The following is a 20244-nucleotide window of genomic DNA, read 5'->3' on the forward strand; positions in this document are numbered from 1 at the left end:
CTTCGAGGAGCGGGCTTGAACGGCGTTCAAGTTACCACGAACCCGGCCACCCACCGGCACCCCCGGCGTATTCTTTGACTCGGTCAAAGGATTGGAGCCAGCATGGCCGTCGAGACGACCGATCGCCCGGTCGAGGCACAGCACATCGCCGCCGTCCGCGCCTTCAACCGGCGCTACACCCGCATCATCGGCGTCCTGCAGGGCGAGATGCTCGGCACCGAGTACTCGCTCACGGAGGGAAGAATCCTGTTCGAGCTGGCCCATTTCGGGGCCACCGAGGTGGTGGACCTGCGGCTGGCTCTGGATCTGGACCCGGGATACCTGAGCCGCATCCTGGCCCGGTTCGAGGAGCGCGGCCTGGTCGCCCGCCGCCGATCCGACGCCGACGGCCGGCGGCAGGTGGTGGAGCTGACCGAACCGTCCGCCCGCGGGCTCGGCGTGGGCAGCGCACTGGTCGGCGAATGCCTGCGCTTCGCCACCGCGGCGGGATACACCGAGATGGTGCTGTGGACCAACAGCGTGCTGAAAGCCGCGCGCCACGTCTACCAGCGCGCCGGATTCGAACTGGTGGAATCGAATCCGCACCACAGCTTCGGCGTCGATCTGGTCGGGCAGACCTGGCGGCGGGGACTCGGCGGGGAGGACGATCCGGCCCGCTAGGGTCTGGATCATGTCTCCCGCGACTCCCGGCACCACCGCGCTCGGTGTCTGGCCGGGGACCGCCTATCCGCTGGGCGCGACCTACGACGGCGCCGGAACGAATTTCTCGGTGTTCTCCGAGGTGGCCCGGCGGGTGGAACTGTGCCTGATCGACGCGGACCACCGCGAGACCCGGGTGCCGCTCGACGAGGTGGACGGCTATGTCTGGCACGCCTATCTGCCCGGCGTCGGGCCCGGGCAGCGATACGGTTTCCGGGTGCACGGGGGCTTCGATCCCGAGCGGGGGCTGCGCTGCGATCCCAGCAAGCTGCTGCTGGACCCGTACGGCAAGGCGTTCGAGGGCGATTTCGGGACCGCCACCGCGCCCTACAACTTCGGGCAGAACTCGCTCGGGCACACCATGACAGGGGTGGTCATCAACCCGTATTTCGACTGGGCCCACGATCGTGCGCCGAAACGGCCGTACCACGAGACCGTCATCTACGAGGCGCACGTGAAGGGCATGACCGTCACGCATCCGGAAGTACCGCCGGAATTGCGCGGCACCTTCGCGGGCATGGCGCATCCGGCGATCCTCGAACACCTGCGGGGGCTGGGCGTGACGGCCGTGGAGCTCATGCCGGTGCACCAGTACCTCGACGACCGCATTCTGCTGGACCGGGGACTGCGGAATTACTGGGGCTACAACAGCTTCGGCTATTTCGCGCCGCATCGCGGCTATGCGGCGGGCTCCTCCCCCGCCGCCGCCGTCACCGAATTCAAGACCATGGTGCGCGCCTTCCACGCCGCCGGTATCGAGGTGATCCTCGACGTGGTCTACAACCACACCGCCGAGGGCAATGAATTCGGGCCGACCATCAGCTTCCGCGGCATCGACAATGCCGCGTATTACCGCCTGGTGGACGATGATCCGCAGCATTACATGGATTACACGGGTACCGGCAACAGCTTCAACATGCGCCACCCGCACGCCCTGCAGCTGATCATGGATTCGCTGCGCTACTGGATCCTCGAGATGCACGTGGACGGATTTCGCTTCGACCTGGCGGCCACCCTGGCCCGCGAATTGCACGATGTGGACCGGCTTTCCACCTTCTTCGACCTGGTGCACCAGGATCCGGTGGTGAGCCAGGTGAAGCTCATCGCCGAACCCTGGGATGTCGGCGAGGGCGGATATCAGGTCGGCAATTTCCCGGTGGCCTGGACCGAATGGAACGGCAAATACCGTGACACCGTGCGGGATTACTGGCGCGGGCAGCCGGCGACACTGGGAGAGTTCGCCTCCCGGCTCACCGGGTCCTCGGATCTGTACGAGGCCACCGGCCGCCGGCCCAGCGCCAGCATCAATTTCGTGACCGCGCATGACGGATTCACGCTGGCGGATCTGGTGTCCTACAACGAGAAACACAACGACGCCAATGGCGAGGGCAATCACGACGGGGAGAACTACAACCGCTCCTGGAACTGCGGCGTCGAGGGCCCGACCGAGGATCCGGAGATCCTGGCCCTGCGCGCACGGCAATCCCGTAATCTGCTCGCCACCCTGATGCTCTCCCAGGGCACCCCGATGCTGTTGCACGGCGACGAATTCGGCCGCACCCAGCGCGGCAACAACAATGTCTACTGTCAGGATTCACCGCTGTCGTGGATGGACTGGACGTTCATGGACACCAATGCCGATCTGCTCGAATTCACCAGGCGCGCGGTCGCGCTGCGCGCCGCGCACCCGGTGTTCCGGCGGCGCCGCTTCTTCGATCCGGCGCCCGATCCCGACGACCTCGGCGATATCGCCTGGTTCACCCCGGGCGGCGCGGCCATGACCGACGCCGACTGGAAGACCGGCTTCGCCCGCTCGCTGGCGGTGTTCCTCAATGGCGACGGCATCAACGAGCCGGGCCCGCGCGGGCAACACATCACCGACGACTCGTTCCTGCTGTGCTTCAACGCTCACGACCAAGCCCTGGATTTCGCCCTCCCCGACGACCGGCACGGTAAGGCCTGGTCGGTCGCCCTGGACTGCGCCACGCCCACCGGCCGCCCCGCGGCCGACACCGTCCTCCCCGCTGCGGCGACGGTGCAAGTGCCCGCACGCTGTCTACTCGTGCTGCGCCGTACGGCATGATCGATACCGCCATGACCAGCTCGCCCGAACACCTCACCGGACCCATCGCCCGGCAGACGCCCGTGCGCAGCACCTACCGCCTGCAGCTGCGGCCCGACGCGCTCACCTTCACCGACGCGCGCGCCATCGCCGAATACCTGCAGCAACTGGGCATTTCGCATCTGTACCTGTCGCCCGTCATGACCGCGACACGCGGCTCCACCCACGGCTACGACGTCACCGATCCGACCACGGTGTCGGCCGCGCTGGGCGGGCCGACCGGGCTCAAGGCCCTGGCCGACGAGGTGCGCAGCCGCGGTATGGGACTCATCGTCGACCTGGTGCCCAACCATGTGGCGGTGGCCGATCCGCGGCAGAACCAGTGGTGGTGGGATGTGCTGCGGCAGGGCAAGAAGTCCAAATACGCCACCTGGTTCGATATCGACTGGACGCCGGGCAATGGCGCGGGCGGGCGGATCGCCCTGCCGGTGCTGGCCGGTGAGAACGATCCGGCGGCGCTGACCGTGGACCGCTCCGGGCCCGAACCCATGCTGGCACTGCACGATCTGCGCTTCCCCATCGCGCCCGGCACCGACGGCGAGAACGCGCTGCGCATTCACGACAAGCAGCACTACCGTCTGGTCAACTGGAAGTCGGGGCTGTGCGGATACCGCCGCTACTTCACCGTGGGCGGGCTGGCCGCCATCCGGCAGGAGGAGCCGGCGGTCTTCGAGGCCACCCATCGGGAGCTGGCCGCCTGGTGCGAGCACGACCTCATCGACGGTGTGCGCGTGGATCATCCCGACGGACTGGCCCAGCCCGCCGAGTACCTGCGGCGGCTGCGTCAGCTCATCGGTCCGCAGCGGCTGCTGCTGGTGGAGAAGGTGCTCTCCAATCGTGAGCCGCTCGACGCCACCCTGCCCATCGACGGCACCACCGGCTACGACTCCCTCGCCGACATCGGCGGCGTGCTCATCGACCCGGACGGCGAGAAACAGCTCACCGACCTGTCGCGGCAGTTCACCGGGCACGGCAGCGACCGATCCTGGTTCACCGAGCAGGAACACCGGATTCGCCGCGCCGTCGCCGAGACCATGCTGGTACCCGAGGTGCGGCGGCTGGTGGCCGCGATCAAGCGCGACGCCCGCGCCGACGCCTTCGACACCATGGCGCTCACCAATGCCGCCATCGAGGTGCTGTCGTTCATGCCGGTCTACCGCACCGACTACGCGCCGCTGGCGGGCATGGTCGGGGCCGTCGTCGCCGAGGTGGCACGGCGCAATGCCGAGCTGACCGCGCCGCTGCAGGTGCTGGTGACCGCGCTGGCCACCGGCGGCGAGGCCGCCACCCGCTTCCACCAGGTGGGCGGGGCGATGAGCGCGAAAGCCGTGGAGGACACCATGTTCTACCGCGCCGCGCGGCTGGTGTCGCTGCAGGAGATGGGCGCGGACCCGGCCCGCTTCGGCTGCTCGCCCATCGAGTTCCACCTCGCCAATGCCGAACGCGCGCAACGCTGGCCGGCCGGCATGACCGCGCTGTCCACCCACGACACCAAGCGCGGCGAGGACGTGCGCGCCCGCGTCGGCATGCTCTCGCAGGTGCCCGACATCTGGGCGCGCTCGGTCAGCACCTGGGAGGAGATCGCACCCGGACCCGATGGCGCGACCACACTGTTCCTGCTGCAGAACATGTTCGGGGTGTGGCCCGCCGACGGCCGCCCCGCCGCGGCCGTGCCCGGGCTGCGCGAGCGGCTACATCAGTTCGCGGAGAAGGCGGTTCGCGAGGCCGGGACCCAATCCTCCTGGGAGGAACCGGATGTCGAGTTCGAGACGGCGGTGCACCGCTGGATCGACACCGTCATCGACGGACCGGTCGGCGCCGAACTGGGCGAGTTCGTGGCCGATCTGGCCGGGCACGCCTGGACCGACGCGCTGGCGCAGAAGCTGCTGCAACTGTGCGGCCCCGGCATCCCGGACGTCTACCAGGGCTGCGAGCTGTGGGAGGACTCGCTCGTCGATCCCGACAACCGCCGCCCGGTGGACTTCACACACCGCTCCCTGCTGCTGCAATCCCTCACCGGCACACCGGATCTCGACCCGACCGGTGCGGTCAAGATGTGGATCGTGGCATACGCGCTGTGGCTGCGCCGGGAACGTCCCGACTGCTTCGTCGGCGGCGCCTACATCCCGCTGTTCGCTGCGGGCGACCGCGCCCAGCACCTGCTCGCCTACGCCCGCGGCCGCACCGGGGAGACCCCCGAGGTGATCGTGGCCGTCACCCGGCACAGCATCCGGCTGGACGAGGCGGGCGGCTGGGCCGACACCGTGCTGGATCTGCCGCAGGGACACTGGACCGACCGGCTCACCGGCCACACCTTCTCCGGGCGCGCGCGACTGGAGAAGCTGTTCGCCCGGCTGCCGGTGGCCCTGCTGGTGCGCTGAACGGCCGGCCGCTCAGGCGGCGGATGCTTCCGGACCGCCGCCCGCGCCGTCATCGGCGGCGCGCGGCACCTGGTCGACGGGCTCGATGAGATCCGGCGGCACCGGACCGCCCCGATGCTCGCACCAGCGGTGAATATTGGCCGGGCGGTAGCCCTTCCGGTCCGGGACGCTGGCGGCCAGGAAGCTGTCCTGGTCCTCGGGCTGCAGCAGCTTGCGCCAGGAATCCCAGTAGAAGCGCGGGCTGCGCCAGCCGGTCGCCATGCGGGCGTAGTTCAGCACCCGGAAACCCGGGCTCAGCGAATCGTGCAGGTGCGTGGCGTCGAACGGGCAGCTGCTGAGCAGGGTGTCGAGGCGGTCGTGATCGAAGGCCAGTCCCTCGGCCTCGGCCTCGGCGATCATCCAGCGCAGGGTGATGTCGGACAGCCCGCAGTCGGCGTAGCCGCCGCCGATATCGCTGTGCACGCCCTCGAACCAGACCTGCTTCACCCGGTCGGGACGGTTGTAGAGCTCGCGCTGGTCGGCGGGAATCTCCCACAGGCAGGGCGCGAAGGCGCGCCGCCGCTCGTCGATGGCCAGGGCCTGCCGCGCGCACAGCACGATGCGCGAGAGCCGCACATCGTGGAAGCTGTGCAGCCACGAGGTGATACCCGGGACGCCCATCGCGCCCACGGTGTCGAAGACGCCGAGGAAATTGATGACCGGCCTCTCGGGGTGGCAGTTCGCGGCGCGGAACGCCGCCCACTCCGGCGGATCCGGATCGTCGGGGTTCTTCTTGCGGGTCTTGTAGATCTCCAGCGCCTTCGGGTACTTACCCCCGATGATGGCCTCGTAGGTCAGGATTCCGAGCCGGTTGATCATCCCCGCGAGGCTGCGGGCGGTGTACGCGCCGCGGCTGAAGCCGAAGATGTAGATCTCGTCCCCGGGCTCCCAGTTCAGGGCCAGCTGCCAGTAGGCGGCCGACAGATTGGCCTCCAGGCCCAGACCGAACGCGCCGCCCAGCACCTTGTCGGACATGAAACCGCGCGAGCCCGGACCGGAGACGTAGTTGATGCGCTGACCGACGGACTTCCCCTCCCTGTCCGTCCCGGTCAGCTTGACCGTTTCCGCGATCTTCACGATGTTCGACACCGTCGAGCTCGACTCGGCCTTCCAGGTGCCGTCGCAACACACGACCAGCCTTTTCATGAACGTCAGCCTCCCGCCCTGACCGTTCGGTTTCACGCGTAGTGAACTACCTGATCATCGCGCCCGGGCCACGCGGTCGTTAACCCCGGCGCGTGCCCCCACAAGTACCCCTCCCCGCGGCGTTAACGTCGGGCGCTCGCCCGGCGATCGCTCACGATTCGTTCACGATCCCTGTGGCACGGTGGCGGCATGTCCGACGATGGAGTGAGCGCCCGCAGCGTGTGTGTCCTGGTGTGCGAGGACGACGAGCGGCTGGGCGAGCGGGTCGCGGACGGACTGCGGGCGGCCGGATTCATCGTCGATCTGACCCGCAATCTCACCGACGCCGCCGAGCAGTGCGGGGTGCGGATCTACGACTGCCTCATCGTGGACCGCGGGCTGCCCGACGGCGACGGACTGGAACTGGTACGGCGGCAACGGGAATCGGGTGATCGCACCCCCGCACTGCTGATCACCGCGCGCGACAGCCCGGCCGATCGCCGCGAGGGCTACGCGGGCGGCGCGGACGACTATCTGGCCAAGCCGTTCTCACTGGGCGAGCTCGCCGCACGGGTGCGGGCACTGTGCTCGCCCCGGCGCTCGCCACACTCGCCCGTGCTCACCATCGGGGATCTGGTGGTGGACCGAATACGCCGGCGGGTGCGCCGCAGCGGAATCCTGCTGACCATGACCACCCGCGAATTCTGCGCGCTGGAACTGCTGGCCGCGCGCGCCGGGACCCTCGTCACCCCGGCCGAGATCGCCGCCTTCTGCAGCGATTCCACCTCGACCGCGGGCGTGGACGAGGTGATCACCCGGCTGGACCGCAAGCTCGGCCGGCCGCGGATCATTCACAGCTCGGCGGCGGGATACCTCCTGCACGCCTGAAAGCCCCACCGGGGCAACCGGACCCGTGTGATCCGAACGAGGGGTCGGATCACACGGGTCACCGGTCAGGTCAGATACCGGTAGGCGGGCGAGTTCGGATCCAGGCGCTCGCACTGGATCGGCGACTTGTCCATTCGCTCGAGCAACGGTTCCAGGCCCTTCGGGGTGCCCAGTTCGATACCGACCAGGGCGGCGCCGGTTTCGCGGTTGTTGCGCTTGACGTACTCGAACACGGTGATGTCGTCGTCGGGGCCCAGGACCTCGTCCAGGAAGCGGCGCAGCGCGCCGGGCTCCTGCGGGAAGTCCACCAGGAAATAGTGCTTCAGGCCCTGATGCACCAGCGAACGCTCGATCACCTCGCCGTAGCGGGAGACATCGTTGTTGCCGCCCGAGAGCAGCACCACCACCGTCGCACCCGGCTCGATCTCGGCCTCGCGCAGCGCCGCCGTCGCGAGCGCGCCCGCCGGCTCGGCGACGATGCCCTCGTTCTGGTACAGCTCCAGCATGGCGGTGCAGATGGCACCCTCGTCCACGTGCATCATGCGGAAAGAGCCTGCGCCCGAACCGGTTTCGGTGCTGGTCAGCAGGGGCAACGAGGCGTGCGAGCGGACCTGGCCGCCGAAGCGCACCACCGCCTGGTAGCCGACCCCGCCGACCCGGCGCACGGCGGCACCGTCCACGAACGGGTCGATCTCGGGCAGCGTCACCGGGCCGCCTGCCACCAGCGCGGCCGTCATGGACGCCGCGCCCGCCGGCTCCACCGCGAGAATCGCGGAGTGCGGCGACCGTTCCCGCAGATAGGTGGCGATACCCGCCAGGCAGCCACCGCCGCCCACCGGCACCACCACCAGATCGGGCTCGCGGCCGAGCTGTTCGAGGAATTCGGCGGCGATGGTGCCCTGACCGGCGGCGGTGCGCGGATCGTCGAAGGGCGGGACCATGGTCGCCCCGGTGCGCTTCACATCGTCGGCGGCGGCCGCGGCGGCCGCGTCGAAGGTGTCGCCGATGGCGATGAGTTCCACGAATTCGCCACCGTGGACGCGGATTCGGTCGCGCTTCTGCTTCGGGGTGGTGGTGGGCACGTAGATGCGGCCCGTGACGCCCATGGCCTTACACGCGAAAGCAACGCCCTGCGCGTGGTTTCCGGCGCTGGCGGTGACCACGCCCGCGGCCTTCTCGGCGGTGGTCAGCTGCACCATGAGGTTGTAGGCGCCGCGCAGCTTGTAGGAGCGGACGGCGGTGAGGTCCTCCCGCTTGAGGTAGACCTCGGCCCCGGTCAGCGCCGACAGCCGCGGAATCCGTTGCAGCGGCGTCGGCTCGATAATGTCCGAAATTCGCTTCGCGGCCGCATCGATCTCGTCCGCTGTCAACTCGGGCAGCGAACCGGACACTCTCTCGGCGATATCAAGCGGATCAGACACCCGAACATGCTAGCTGGGAGCATGCGGCGCGCCTGCGGCAGCGCCACGAAAAGGTCCCGGTCACGTCGGACCGGGACCTTCTCTCACCGACCGCCGTGCTTCCCGGTGATACGGCGGGCGGCGCTCAGGGGCGCGGGGTGAGGACGAACAGCGGGATCTGGCGGTCGGTCTTCTTCTGATATTCGGCGTAGTCGGGCCACACCTCGATGGCCCGCTTCCACCAGATGGTCTTCTCGTCCCCGGTGACCTCGCGGGCGTCGTAGTCCTTGACCACGTCGCGGTCGCGCAGTTCCACATGCGGGTCGGCCTTGACGTTCCAGTACCAGACCGGGTGTTTGGGCGCGCCGCCCAGGGAGGCGACCACCGCGTACTCGCCGTCGTGCTCGACCCGCATGAGCGGGGTCTTGCGGAGCTTGCCGGACTTGTTGCCGCGGGTGGTCAGCAGGATGATCGGCACACCTTGCAGGAGGTTGGCCTCCGCGCCGCCGGAGTTCTCGTACTGCTCGGCCTGCTCTCGCGACCAGTCGGACGGGCTGGGTTCGTACTCTCCGATAAGTGGCATGAACTGGGTAACCATCCACGATCATGCGTTGTTCCCGACAGAGGTTTCGGTTGCCCGAACTTTGGATCACCGTCTACCCTTACCGTATGGCAGTGGTTCACCCTACGGACACCGAGCGGCCCCGCTCGCACGCTTCCGTGGACATCGCCGGGACGGCATGGCCGGTCTACAAGCTCGAAGCCTTGTTCGCCGGTGTGGTGGTCTGCCTGACACTCGCTCTGATCACCGGATCGGTGCAGGCCGCGGTGCTCGGCGCGACGGTGATCGCGGCGCTGCGCTGGATCATCGGCGGGGCGCGCGGCCTCCGCTGATCCGGCCCTTCCGGCTCACGGACCTATCAGTCCACGTTCGGCAGTTTCACCGTCGGTAATCGCGACGAGTCCGTCGATCGCATCGTCGGCGATCCCACCCGGCTGTGACAACACGTGTGCCCCTCGGCAAAGCGAGGGGCACACGTGCGACGGGGGTATCGGGATCAGACCGCGCCCAGGCAGCCCGGGCCGAGGAGGGCCTTCAGGTCGCCCATGAGGGCCGAGGAGGGTGAGACCCGCAGGTTGTCGGCCACCTTCAGCATGGTGGTGCGATCCCGGGAGCCGACGTGCTTGATGTGCACGTTCGCGGTGCCCGGATGCCGGGACAGCACCCGCTTGAGCTCGCCGATCTTGTCGGGGGTGCACAGCCGGGTGGGGATGACCACCGACAGCGGCTTGTCCACGCCGATGGACGAGAGGTCCGGCACCACAAGGTCGTTGGCGATCAGGGAGACGCGATCGTCGCGGGCGCTGACACGGGCCTTCACCAGGACGATGGCGTCCTCGGCGACGTCCATACCGTAGACGGAGTAGGACTGCGGGAAGAACAGCACCTCGATGCCACCGGTGAGGTCCTCGAGCTGGGCCGAGGCCCAGGGCAGGCCGTTCTTGTTCACCCGGCGGGTGACATTGGCGAAGATGCCGCCGATGGTGACCTGCGCGCCGTCCTTGATGTCGCCCTCGAGAATGGCGGGGATCTGGGTGTCGGACTGGGCCGCGAGCACGTGCTCGACGCCGTTGAGCGGGTGCCCGGACACGTAGAGGCCCAGCATCTCCCGCTCCAGGGCGAGCTTGTGCTTGGTCTCCCATTCCTCGTCGGGGACCTTCACATTGAAGACGCTGGCAATGGACTCGTCGGCGTCGTCGAGGCCGCCGAAGAGGTCGAACTGGCCGATGGCCTCGGCCTTCTTGGTCGACATGACCGCGTCGATGGCATCGGAGTGCACCAGCAGCAGGCCCTTGCGCGGATGCCCGAGCGAGTCGAAAGCGCCTGCCTTGATGAGGGATTCGGTGACCTTCTTGGTGCAGGCGATGGCGTCGATCTTGTTCAGGTAGTCGGAGAAGTCGGTGAACTTCGACTTCTCCTTGCGCGCGGCGATGATCGAGGCCACCACGTTCGCGCCGACATTGCGTACCGCGCCCATACCGAAGCGAATGTCGTTGCCCACGGAGGCGAATTCGAGCTCGGACTCGTTCACGTCGGGCGGCAGCACCTGGATGCCCAGGCGGCGGCAGTCGGCCAGATAGACGGCGGCCTTGTCCTTGTCGTCACCGACGGAGGTGAGCAGACCGGCCATGTACTCGGCGGGATAGTTGGCCTTCAGGTACGCGGTCCAGAACGACACCAGGCCGTAGCCGGCGGCGTGCGACTTGTTGAACGCGTAACCGGCGAACGGGAGAATCGTGTCCCACAGCGCCTTGATGGCCGGCTTGGTGAAACCGTTCTCCAGCATGCCCTTTTCGAAGCCCTCGAATTCGGCCTCGAGGACTTCGGCCTTCTTCTTACCCATGGCGCGGCGCAGAATGTCGGCTCGGCCGAGGGAGTACCCGGCCACCTTCTGCGCGATCTGCATGATCTGCTCCTGATACACGATCAGGCCGTAGGTGTCGCGCAGGATGTCCTCGAGGGGCTCTTCGAGCTCCGGGTGGATGGGCTTGACCTCTTGCCGCCCGTTCTTGCGGTCGGCGTAGTCGTTGTGCGCGTTCATGCCCATGGGGCCGGGGCGGTACAGCGCGAGCACGGCGACGATGTCCTCGAAGCCGGTGGGGATCATGCGGCGCAGCAGATCTCGCATGGCGCCACCGTCGAGCTGGAACACGCCGAGGGTGTCACCGCGCGCGAGCAGTTCGTAGGTGGCCGGGTCTTCCAGGGGCAGGGTGTCGAGGTCGAGTTCGATGCCGCGGTTGGCCTTGATATTGACCAGCGCGTCACCGATGACGGTGAGGTTGCGCAGGCCCAGGAAGTCCATCTTCAGCAGGCCGATGGCCTCACACGACGGGTAGTCCCAGCCGGTGATGATGGCGCCGTCCTGCGCGCGCTTCCAGACCGGGATCGCGTCGGTGAGCGGTTCGGACGACATGATGACCGCGCAGGCGTGCACGCCCGCGTTGCGGATCAGGCCCTCGAGACCACGTGCGGTCTCGTAGATCTTGTTGACGTCCGGGTTGGTGTTGATGAGCTCGCGGACCTCGGCGGCCTCTTTGTACCGCTCGTGCTCGGGATCCATGATGCCCGAGAGCGGAATGTCCTTGGCCATGATCGGCGGCGGCAGCGCCTTGGAGATCTGGTCGGCGATGGCGAAGCCCGGCTGGCCGAACTGCACGCGGGCCGAGTCCTTCAGCGCCGCTTTGGTTTTAATCGTACCGAAGGTGATCACCTGGGCGACCCGGTCGCTGCCCCACTTGTCGGTGGCGTAGCGGACCATTTCACCGCGGCGGCGATCGTCGAAGTCGATATCGATATCGGGCATCGAGACGCGCTCGGGATTCAGGAAGCGCTCGAACAGCAGACCGTGCGGAATCGGGTCGATGTTCGTGATGCCCATGGCGTAGGCGACCAGCGAGCCGGCCGCCGAACCACGGCCCGGGCCGACATTGATGCCGACCGAGCGAGCGTAGGTGATGAGGTCACCGACGACGAGGAAGTAAGCGGGGAAGCCCATTTCGTTGATGACGCCGAGCTCGTACTTGGCGCGCGAGATGTACTCCTCCGGCGGCCCGCTCGGGAAGCGACGGTCCAGGCCGACCATCACCTCGTGCTCGAGCCAGGTGGCCTGGGTGTGGCCCTCGGGCACCGGGAAGATCGGCATCCGGTCGCGGTGGGCCCAGACGTCGTCGTAGGACTGGACGCGCTCGCCGATCAGCACCGTGTTGTCGCACGCGCCGGGGACTTCCGCGTCCCAGATGGCACGCATCTCCTCGGCGGACTTCAGGTAGTAGCCGGAGCCGTCGAACTTGAAGCGGGTCGGGTCCGAGAGCGTCTTGCCGGTCTGAATACACAGCAGCGCTTCGTGATTGGACGCGTCGTGCTCGTGCACGTAGTGGCAGTCGTTGGTGGCCAGCGGCGGAATGCCCAGCTTCTTGCCGACCTCGAGCAGGCCCTCGCGCACCCGGCGTTCGATGGACAACCCGTGGTCCATGATCTCAAGGAAGAAGTTCTCCGGCCCGAAGATCTCCTGCCACTTGGCGGCGGCTTCGAGGGCCTCGCGTTCGTGGCCCAGGCGCAACCGGGTCTGCACCTCGCCCGAGGGGCAGCCGGTGGTGGCGATGATGCCCTCGGCGTGCTCGGCGATGATGTCGGCGTCCATACGCGCCCACTTGCCGAGCTGACCTTCGATGGAGGCCAGACTCGACAGCTTGAACAGGTTGCGCAGACCCGTCGCGTTCTCGGCGACCATGGTCATGTGGGTGTAGGAACCCGAACCCGAGACGTCATCGCTCTTCTGCGACGGGTCGCCCCACAGCACGCGCTTGGTGTTGAACCGGGACTCCGGCGCGATGTACGCCTCGATGCCGATGATCGGCTTGATGCCCTGCTTCTTGGCGGAGTTGTAGAACTCCGACGCGCCGTACATATTGCCGTGGTCGGACATTCCGACGGCGGTCATCCCGAGCCGTGTCGCCTCTTTGAACAAGGGCGTGATCTTCGCCGCGCCGTCGAGCATCGAGTACTCGGTGTGGTTGTGGAGATGGACGAATGATCCCGACGAGGCTGACACCCGGACATACTATGCGGCCCCACCGACGAGTTCCGAAGGCACGCGGTGGCGCTCACTCGAATCGGCGTGGCGGACTCCGCGTGTCGTGTGCGACGTCACGCGGCGCGGCCCGCGGCTATGCGACCGAAGCGGCAGCGGGCAGGGCGGGGATAGTGGTGCGGCGCGCCGCATTGGCGCCCCGCACCACCAGCGGCAGCACCCATGCCGACGCGAGTTGGTCCAGGCTCATCGACCCGATGCCGAGCCGATTGTGGACGAAGCCGACCGACAGTCCCAGGCGAGGTTCGGCCCAGCCGAACGATCCGCCCAGACCGATGTGCCCGAAGCCCGCGTGGGCTCCCGGAACGGGCAGCGAGTGATAGCCCATGTGCCACATCATCGGGATATAGAACAGCGCACGGTCGAGCCGGTAGCTCTCCACCTGCCGCATGGCCCTGATGGTTTCGGGCGAGAGGAAGCGGCGACCCTGGTGCATGCCCCTGTTGGCGAGCGGGTCGTAGACGGTGGCCAGGCCGGTCGCCGTGCAGACGCCGTTGCCCGCACCCAGTTCGGTGCGCAGGATGGGCGGTTCGTCGCCTTCCAGCAGCTGGTCCAGGCCGGGCAGGAACAGCGCGCGGGCGACCGCGCCGAGTGGACCGGGCAGCGAGTAGGCCCGGCCCAGTACCAGCGAGGCATAGTTGGTGCCGGCCGCCGACAGCTTGTTGCCGTGCAGCAGGGCGGCGCTGATGCGCGACCCGGCCGGCGGGTTGCCCAGGTGGATGCCGTCGGTGCCCAGTGGTTCGGCGACCTCGGTACGGAACAGCTCGGCCATGCCGCGGCCGGTGACCGCGCGGGCCAGTCCCGCCAGCAGCCAGCCGAAGGTGAGGGCGTGATAGGTCGGGATGCCCAGCAGATGATCGGGTTTGGCGGCGGCCAGGCGGTCTTCCATCATGCGGTGGTCGAGCACGTCGTCCAGGCCGCGGGCGATCTCGGGCAGCCCGTACAGCCCGGCCCGGTGGGACAGCACCTGACGTACCGTGATCCGCCCCTTGCCGTTGGCGGCGAATTCCGGCCAGTAGTGGGCGACCGGGGCGTCGTAGTCGATGAGGCCGCGATCGGCGAGCCGGTGGATGACCGTGGCCGCAATGCCTTTGGTGGCGGAGAAGACGATGGCGCCGGTGTCGGCATCCCAGGGCCGGCGCGGCCCGGCCTCCCCGATCCAGATCTCGACCAGCGGTTCCCCGCGCAGGTGCACCGTGAGCGCGCCCCCGGCGCCCGGGCGACCGCCGACCATCCGCGCGAAAGTGCGCACCAACGGACCGAATTCAGCGGCCGCGTAGCCGCCCACCGTGGCCGGCAGGTCCATGAGACCCGGCGGGGAAGCGTCATTGCTCACGAATTCCACGGTACGAGCGCCGAGTGACACCGGCAATGACGAAACGGAGAGAGTTACTCCCGTCGGCCCAGTGGTTATTCCGGGTGTCCGGGTAGTGACACCGGCGTTATCGGAGCGAGCCTTTCCGAGATCAGGGCGAGTTCCCGGGAGTGCCGGCGAGGGCTGCGTAGGCTGTCGCCATGCGAAGGGCGTGGTCGTTGGTTCCGGCGGTACTGCTCGTGATCGCCCTGGCGCTGACCGGGTGTTCGTCGTCGAAGCAGGAGGCCGCGCCCGCCGGCCTGACCGGGGACTGGCACGGGAGCATCGAGATTCCCGGCCATCCGCTGGCCGTCGGGGTCAGCTTCACCAGCGGTGACCAGGCCACCATCGACATTCCCGCCCAGGGTGTCGAGGCCGCGCCGCTGAGCGGGGTGAAGAACGATGCCGACGGCGTGGCCTGGACCATCACCAAGATTCCGGGCAATCCGTCGTTCCAGGGCAAGTACGACAAGGGCTCCGAGAGCATCCAGGGGAAGTTCAGCCAATCCGGCCAGACGTTTCCGCTGAACCTGACGCGCGGCAAGGTCGAGGGCCCGCCGCGCCCGCAGGAGCCGAAGCCGCCGTTCCCGTACAAGTCCGAGGATGTCAGCTTCCCCAGCGGGGGCCTCACCATCGCCGGGACGCTGACCGAGCCGAACACCGGCGGGCCGTTCCCGACGGTCGTGCTGATCAATGGCAGCGGGGCCAACGACCGCAATGAGGAACTGCTGGGTCACAAGCCGTTCCTGCTGCTGGCCGACACCCTGACCCGCGCGGGTTACGCGGTGCTGCGCACCGACAAGCGCGGCGTCGGCAAGACCGGCGGGCACCTGGACACCTCGAGCTATCAGGATCTGACCGACGACATCGGCGCCGGAATAGCCTTCCTGCGCGGGCGGCCGGAGATCGACGCCAAGCGGATCGGCCTGCTCGGGCACAGCGAGGGCGGGAATCTCGCGCCGCTGTACACCATGCGGCCCGACAGCGGAGTGGCGTTCGTGATCATGATGGCGGGGCCGGCGGTGCCGGGCTCGGATGTGCTGGTGGAACAGAATCGGCTGATCCTCACCGCGCAGGGCGCCACCGCGGAGCAGATCGATCAGCAGGTGGCGTTCAACTCCACCCTGTCGGCCCTGCTGCGCTCCGGGGATCTGGAGGCCGCCAAAACCTATGTGCGACAGCACAATGACGGCCTGCCCGCCGACAAGAAGCTGTCCGACGCGCAGATCGACGAGCTGGTGACGCCGTACATGGCGGCGCTGGTCGGCTACGACCCGGCCCCGGCGCTGTCGGCGCTGCGGGTGCCGGTGCTGGCCTTCTACGGCAGCAAGGATCTCCAGGTGCCCGCGGCCCAGAACGAGCGCCCGGCGCGCACGCTGCTGGCCGCCGATCCGGATGCGACCGTGCACGTCTTCGACGGGCTCAATCACCTGATGCAGCCCGCCGACAAGGGCACTCCCGACGAGTACGCCAAGATCGAGACGACCATCGATCCGCAGGTGCTGACCTTCGTGACGAACTGGCTGACGCAGCGATTCCCCACCGCACACTGACCGATTCATCCTTGCCCGAAGTAGTGGCGTGCGTGCGATCCGGTTGCCAGAGTGGTGTCGTGGGAATCTATGAAGACCGGGTACTGCCCAGGCTGGTCGACCTGTGCTGTGGTTCGCAGCAGATGAACTCCGAGCGGCAGCGGGTCTGCGCCGGGCTGCACGGGCGCGTCGTCGAGATCGGGTTCGGATCCGGGCGCAATGTGCCGTTCTATCCCGATTCGGTGCAGTCGGTGAGCGCGGTCGAACCCGCCGACCTCGGATGGCGAATGGCCGCCGGTCGACTGGCCGCGGCGACGGTTCCGGTGGAACGGGCCGGCTTGGACGGGCAGGCCCTGCCGTTCGAGGACGACAGCTTCGATTCCGCGCTGTCGACGTGGACGCTGTGCACCATCCCGGATGTCGAGGCCGCGCTCGCCGAGGTGCGCCGGGTGCTGGCGCCCGGCGGCACTTTTCATTTCGTCGAGCACGGTCTCGCACCGGATGCCGGTGTCCAGAAGTGGCAGCACCGGTTCAACCCGGTGCAGAAGGCACTGGCCGGTGGCTGCCATCTCGACCGCGATATTCGCGGGTTGATCGAGGCCGCGGGATTCGAGATCCGCGATATCGATCGGTATTACCAGCAGGGGCCGAAGCCCTGGGTTGCCTTCTCGTTGGGCACCGCGGTAGCCGGGTGAGGAGTTACCGCGGTCACCCGCGTGAGAACTATTGCGGCCAGCCGCCGTACGGGACGGTGATCAACTCCATGTAGTGGCCGACGGGGTCGAGGAAATAGATCCCCCGGCCGCCGTCATTGTGGTTGATCTCGTTGACGCCCTGCTGACGCGGATCGGCCCAGTAGGTCATGCCGTACCGCTTGATCTTGTCGTAGGCGGCGTCGAATTCTTCCTCGGAGACCAGGAAGGCGTAATGCTGCGGTTGCGGCTCGCCCTCGAAACCCGGTGGCAGATTGGCGAAGTCGAAGGTGACGCCATTACCGACGGTAATTGGAATGAATGGACCGTACGGCTTGCCCACCTCCACCCCGAGGATGTCCGCCCAGAATTCGGCGGAGACCCGATTGTCCGTGCACGCGACAATGGTGTGGTTGAACTGGATAGTGATAGGAATTCTCCTGTGTTCGTGACGATCCCGACCCTGGACCGGTACAAGTCGGCCGACAGGAGCATCGCCACGCCCACGACGGTAGCCACCCGCCGCCGATTCCGCCAAGCGCCCTGTGCGAACCGTCACTGCCCGCAGCGGCCCCAGAAAATGGGGGCGGCTCAGGGCCGGCGGGGGGCGGAGTACTCCTGTTCCGGGCGGCCGGTGCTGCCGTAGCGCAGTTGCATGCGCAGGTCGCCGACGCCGACCAGGCTCGCGAGGTAGCGCTGGGCGGTGGCACGGGAGATGCCGATGGCGGCCGAGACCTGGGCTGCCGACATCGGAGCATCGGCATTGCGGACCGCTTGCAGGACAAGCTCTTTCGTGGGTGAGGCGACGGTCGGCGCACCGACGGCGACACCGGCCGGGGCGGCGACCGGGCGCAGCGCCGCCAGGGCGGCATCCACGTCGCCGGCGGTGACCTCCGGGGCGGCGAGCAGCCGCCGATATCGCGCGTACCCCGCCAGCCGGGCCGCGAGCACGGCATGGTCGAACGGCTTCACCAGGTAGCCGAGCGCCCCGGCCGACAGGGCGGCACGCACGGTCTCCGATTCCGTCGCGGCGGTGAGCATCATGGCGTCGGACGGCATCTCGCGAACCAGGTCGATACCGGAACCGTCGGGCAGGTAGACGTCCACCAGGGCCAGATCGACGGGGGTCTCGGCCATGGCGGTGCGCGCGGCGGCGAGCGTGTTCACGGTCGCCGACACCGCGAATCCCGGTAGCGCCGAGACGATTCCGGCATGCAGATTGGCCACCCGGAAGTCGTCGTCGACCACCAGCACGGTCAGCTCTCCTCGGCCCACGCCGCCTCCTCGTCCATCAGCACACCCGGCATCCGGGCAATGAACTCCGCTCCGCCCAACGGTGTCTCACCGGCGTCAGAACGGCCCCCGGTTGCCCCCACGCCTCCAGGGTCGGCCAAACGCACATCCCCGCCCCGAGACCGTGCCACCTGTCGCGACAGCGCCAAGCCCAGCCCTCGCCCACCCGGGCCACCGCCCGATTTCGTCGAAACCCCCTCCGCGAAGACCGAATCCACCAGCCCGGGCGCGATGCCCGCCCCATTGTCGGCGACCGCGATGTGCAGTGTCCCGCCCTCCTGCACCAACTCCACCTCGACCACCGGCCCCACCCCCTCGCCGACAGCGGTGTCTCGAAACTCCACAGCGCCATCCGGATTCACGTCACCATAGACCCGAGCGCCGGAGGCGTCGATCGGGCCGGAATTCGCCGCGCGACGAAGGCTGCCGCCCACGCTGCCACCACTGGAATCCACGTCAGCAGCCGAGGCCACGGCCCCAGCGGAATCTGCCGACACGCCGCCGCCAGGGCGTTCAGTACGCCAACCGTCCGGATTCCGCTCGGACACAGCCGAACCCGCACCACCGCCGGCCGCGGCGGCGTCGATGGCGTTGTCGAGAAGATTTCCGAGGACGGTGGTGACATCGACGGGGGCGGCGAGGTTCGCGTCGACCCAGGTGTTGGGGCCGAGGCGGAGGTGGACGCCCTGTTCACGGGCGTGGGCGGCCTTGGCGGAGAGGAAGGCCTGCAGGTAGGGGTCGCGGATGGTGTCGATGCCGGGGAGGGCCGCGCCGAGCGGGCCGGAGCCGAGGAGTTCTTCGATGTAGTGGGTGGCCTCGTCGGGGCGGCCGGTGTGGAGGAGGCCGCTGAGCAGGTGGAGGCGGTTGGCGAATTCGTGGCGCTGGGCGCGCAGGACGGTGCTCATGGTGGAGACGGCATCCAGTTGGCGGGTCAGCGATTCCACGTCGGTGCGGTCGCGGACGGAGAGGACCGCGCCGAGCGGGCGGGAGTCGCAGGTGACGGCGCGGGCGGTGACGACCACGATGCGATCGCCGACCGCGGCTTGGACGGGTTGGCCATCCACGGCCCGGAAGGCTTGCAGGACACGGGAAGTCAGGCCGATCGACTCGACATCGCTGCCCGGTTCCGGGTCGATGCCGAGCAGGCGGCGAGCCTCGTCATTGACGACCGTGACCCGGGATTTCGTGTCGGCCGCGACCACGCCCTCACCGATGCCGTGCAGGACGGCGTCCTGCTCGCGGACCAGCTCCGCCAGGTCGGAAGGCTCCAATCCCAGCGTCAACCCATGCCAGCGACGGGCCAGCAACACTGATCCGGCGATGCCGGCGAGCAATGCGCCCCCGATCAGCAGTCCCGCGCGGCGTAGATCGCGCAGCAGCTGATCATGTACCGCCGCAGTGGAAATCCCCACGCTGACTTCCCCCACCACGCGGCCCTGACCGCCGCTCGGCTGCCCGTTCGGTGTCAAGTCGGCCGCCTGGGCACTCGGTGCACCGGTTGCCGGACCCGCGGCTCCCGGCGGCGAAGCTTGTGCGGTATCCGGCCGCAGGACAGGGACTTTGGCGCGGACCGATTCGCCCAAGGTCCCGTGTTCCTGGATCACCACCTCAGCCCCGGCCAGCGCGCGCGAGGGGTCGGTGCTGACCATTTCGCCGAGCCGGTCGTGGTCAGGGTGGGCCAGGCGGATGCCCGCGTCATCGGTGATCACCACGAAGAGCGCGCCGGTGCGCAGGCGGGCGTTATCGGCGATCTGCTCGAGGTCGCCGCCCGCGAGCTCCGATTTCAGGGCGGGACCGGCCTGCAGCGGGCTGTCGGCGTACCGCGCGACGGCGGCGCGGACCTGCGGGTCGGAGGCGACGGTACGGGCGATGGCCAGGGCACGCTGGCCGTACTCGCCGGAGAGGCGGTCGCCGCTGACGTAGGCGAAGACGCCGAAGGCCAGCCCGACGGTCAGGCCCACCACAGCGATCTGCAACAGCAGGATCTGGGTCCGGAGCCGGACGGAACGGGGGCCGAGCGAAAACACGGGCGACAGTGTAGACAACCCCTCGCAACCGCCTGAGCAG

General features: G+C 68.3%; 15 protein-coding genes. 7 read left to right on the top strand and 8 right to left on the bottom strand.

The annotated features are described in order from the left end of the window. The first annotated feature begins 102 nt into the window (after nt 1-102). From AB0L60_RS20285 to treY, 3 genes are read left to right on the top strand one after another with little or no spacing between them, the layout of a single operon-like run. Nucleotides 103-660, top strand: coding sequence for a helix-turn-helix domain-containing GNAT family N-acetyltransferase (locus tag AB0L60_RS20285; protein ID WP_364616046.1), 558 nt, complete (start codon nt 103-105; stop codon nt 658-660). 10 nt (nt 661-670) lie between these two features. After that, complete coding sequence (glgX, locus tag AB0L60_RS20290; RefSeq protein ID WP_364616049.1) at nt 671-2782, top strand: glycogen debranching protein GlgX; 2112 nt, start codon at nt 671-673, stop codon at nt 2780-2782. A gap of 11 nt (nt 2783-2793) precedes the next feature. Beyond that, nucleotides 2794-5202 carry a malto-oligosyltrehalose synthase gene (gene treY / locus AB0L60_RS20295; RefSeq protein ID WP_364616052.1) on the top strand — a complete coding sequence of 803 codons (2409 nt, stop codon included), beginning with the start codon at nt 2794-2796 and terminating at the stop codon, nt 5200-5202. Nucleotides 5203-5214: 12 nt separating this feature from the next. On the opposite strand, the gene AB0L60_RS20300 is transcribed toward treY, so the two are convergent. Then, the gene (locus AB0L60_RS20300; RefSeq protein WP_364616055.1) at nt 5215-6387 is read right to left on the bottom strand and encodes a DUF2235 domain-containing protein; all 1173 of its coding nucleotides are present in this window, start codon (nt 6385-6387) and stop codon (nt 5215-5217) included. 189 nt (nt 6388-6576) lie between these two features. On the opposite strand from AB0L60_RS20300, the gene AB0L60_RS20305 reads away from it, so the two are divergent. Next, on the top strand, nt 6577-7254 hold the full coding sequence (locus AB0L60_RS20305) for a response regulator (protein ID WP_364616058.1): 678 nt from the start codon (nt 6577-6579) through the stop codon (nt 7252-7254). 65 nt (nt 7255-7319) lie between these two features. Here AB0L60_RS20305 and ilvA read toward each other — a convergent pair whose 3' ends face one another. Both ilvA and AB0L60_RS20315 read right to left on the bottom strand, forming a co-directional pair. Continuing rightward, the gene (gene ilvA / locus AB0L60_RS20310; RefSeq protein WP_364616061.1) at nt 7320-8675 is read right to left on the bottom strand and encodes a threonine ammonia-lyase IlvA; all 1356 of its coding nucleotides are present in this window, start codon (nt 8673-8675) and stop codon (nt 7320-7322) included. A 124-nt stretch (nt 8676-8799) separates the two neighbouring features. Beyond that, entirely contained in the window at nt 8800-9237 is a 438-nt protein-coding gene (locus AB0L60_RS20315; RefSeq protein ID WP_364616064.1) for a nitroreductase family deazaflavin-dependent oxidoreductase, read from the bottom strand. Between the two features lie 86 nt (nt 9238-9323). Between AB0L60_RS20315 and AB0L60_RS20320 the strand changes: the two genes are divergently transcribed. Further along, a complete protein-coding gene (locus AB0L60_RS20320; RefSeq protein WP_364616067.1) occupies nt 9324-9548 on the top strand; it encodes a hypothetical protein in 225 nt (74 codons plus the stop codon). A 164-nt stretch (nt 9549-9712) separates the two neighbouring features. On the opposite strand, the gene dnaE is transcribed toward AB0L60_RS20320, so the two are convergent. Beyond that, nucleotides 9713-13267, bottom strand: coding sequence for a DNA polymerase III subunit alpha (gene dnaE / locus AB0L60_RS20325; protein WP_364616070.1), 3555 nt, complete (start codon nt 13265-13267; stop codon nt 9713-9715). A gap of 115 nt (nt 13268-13382) precedes the next feature. Further along, nucleotides 13383-14642, bottom strand: a complete 1260-nt coding sequence (locus AB0L60_RS20330) for a serine hydrolase domain-containing protein (protein WP_364616073.1) — start codon at nt 14640-14642, stop codon at nt 13383-13385. Nucleotides 14643-14821: 179 nt separating this feature from the next. Between AB0L60_RS20330 and AB0L60_RS20335 the strand changes: the two genes are divergently transcribed. Together AB0L60_RS20335 and AB0L60_RS20340 are read left to right on the top strand one after the other, a co-directional pair. After that, nucleotides 14822-16213 carry an alpha/beta fold hydrolase gene (locus tag AB0L60_RS20335; RefSeq protein WP_364616076.1) on the top strand — a complete coding sequence of 464 codons (1392 nt, stop codon included), beginning with the start codon at nt 14822-14824 and terminating at the stop codon, nt 16211-16213. Nucleotides 16214-16272: 59 nt separating this feature from the next. Next, the gene (locus AB0L60_RS20340) at nt 16273-16887 is read left to right on the top strand and encodes a methyltransferase domain-containing protein (protein WP_364616079.1); all 615 of its coding nucleotides are present in this window, start codon (nt 16273-16275) and stop codon (nt 16885-16887) included. A gap of 28 nt (nt 16888-16915) precedes the next feature. Here the strand turns inward: AB0L60_RS20340 and AB0L60_RS20345 are convergent, their stop codons facing one another. From AB0L60_RS20345 to AB0L60_RS20355, 3 genes are all read right to left on the bottom strand, one after another. Next, nucleotides 16916-17314, bottom strand: a complete 399-nt coding sequence (locus AB0L60_RS20345; RefSeq protein WP_364616541.1) for a VOC family protein — start codon at nt 17312-17314, stop codon at nt 16916-16918. A 161-nt stretch (nt 17315-17475) separates the two neighbouring features. After that, nucleotides 17476-18159: a response regulator gene (locus AB0L60_RS20350; RefSeq protein WP_364616082.1), complete on the bottom strand. Its 684-nt coding sequence runs from the start codon at nt 18157-18159 to the stop codon at nt 17476-17478. Continuing rightward, nucleotides 18141-20204, bottom strand: coding sequence for an ATP-binding protein (locus AB0L60_RS20355; protein ID WP_364616085.1), 2064 nt, complete (start codon nt 20202-20204; stop codon nt 18141-18143). Before AB0L60_RS20355 ends, AB0L60_RS20350 begins: the two co-directional genes overlap by 19 nt. Nucleotides 20205-20244 lie beyond the last annotated feature (40 nt).

Source organism: Nocardia sp. NPDC051981, assembly GCF_040680715.1.
Taxonomy (GTDB): Bacteria; Actinomycetota; Actinomycetes; order Mycobacteriales; family Mycobacteriaceae; genus Nocardia.

Bases quoted from the DNA above. Each gene is read 5' to 3' on its own strand.
- AB0L60_RS20285 (WP_364616046.1), top strand. From the start codon at position 103: ATGGCCGTCGAGACGACCGATCGCCCGGTCGAGGCACAGCACATCGCC.
- glgX (WP_364616049.1), top strand. From the start codon at position 671: ATGTCTCCCGCGACTCCCGGCACCACCGCGCTCGGTGTCTGGCCGGGG.
- treY (WP_364616052.1), top strand. From the start codon at position 2,794: ATGACCAGCTCGCCCGAACACCTCACCGGACCCATCGCCCGGCAGACG.
- AB0L60_RS20300 (WP_364616055.1), bottom strand. From the start codon at position 6,387: ATGAAAAGGCTGGTCGTGTGTTGCGACGGCACCTGGAAGGCCGAGTCG.
- AB0L60_RS20305 (WP_364616058.1), top strand. From the start codon at position 6,577: ATGTCCGACGATGGAGTGAGCGCCCGCAGCGTGTGTGTCCTGGTGTGC.
- AB0L60_RS20315 (WP_364616064.1), bottom strand. From the start codon at position 9,237: ATGCCACTTATCGGAGAGTACGAACCCAGCCCGTCCGACTGGTCGCGA.
- AB0L60_RS20320 (WP_364616067.1), top strand. From the start codon at position 9,324: ATGGCAGTGGTTCACCCTACGGACACCGAGCGGCCCCGCTCGCACGCT.
- AB0L60_RS20335 (WP_364616076.1), top strand. From the start codon at position 14,822: ATGCGAAGGGCGTGGTCGTTGGTTCCGGCGGTACTGCTCGTGATCGCC.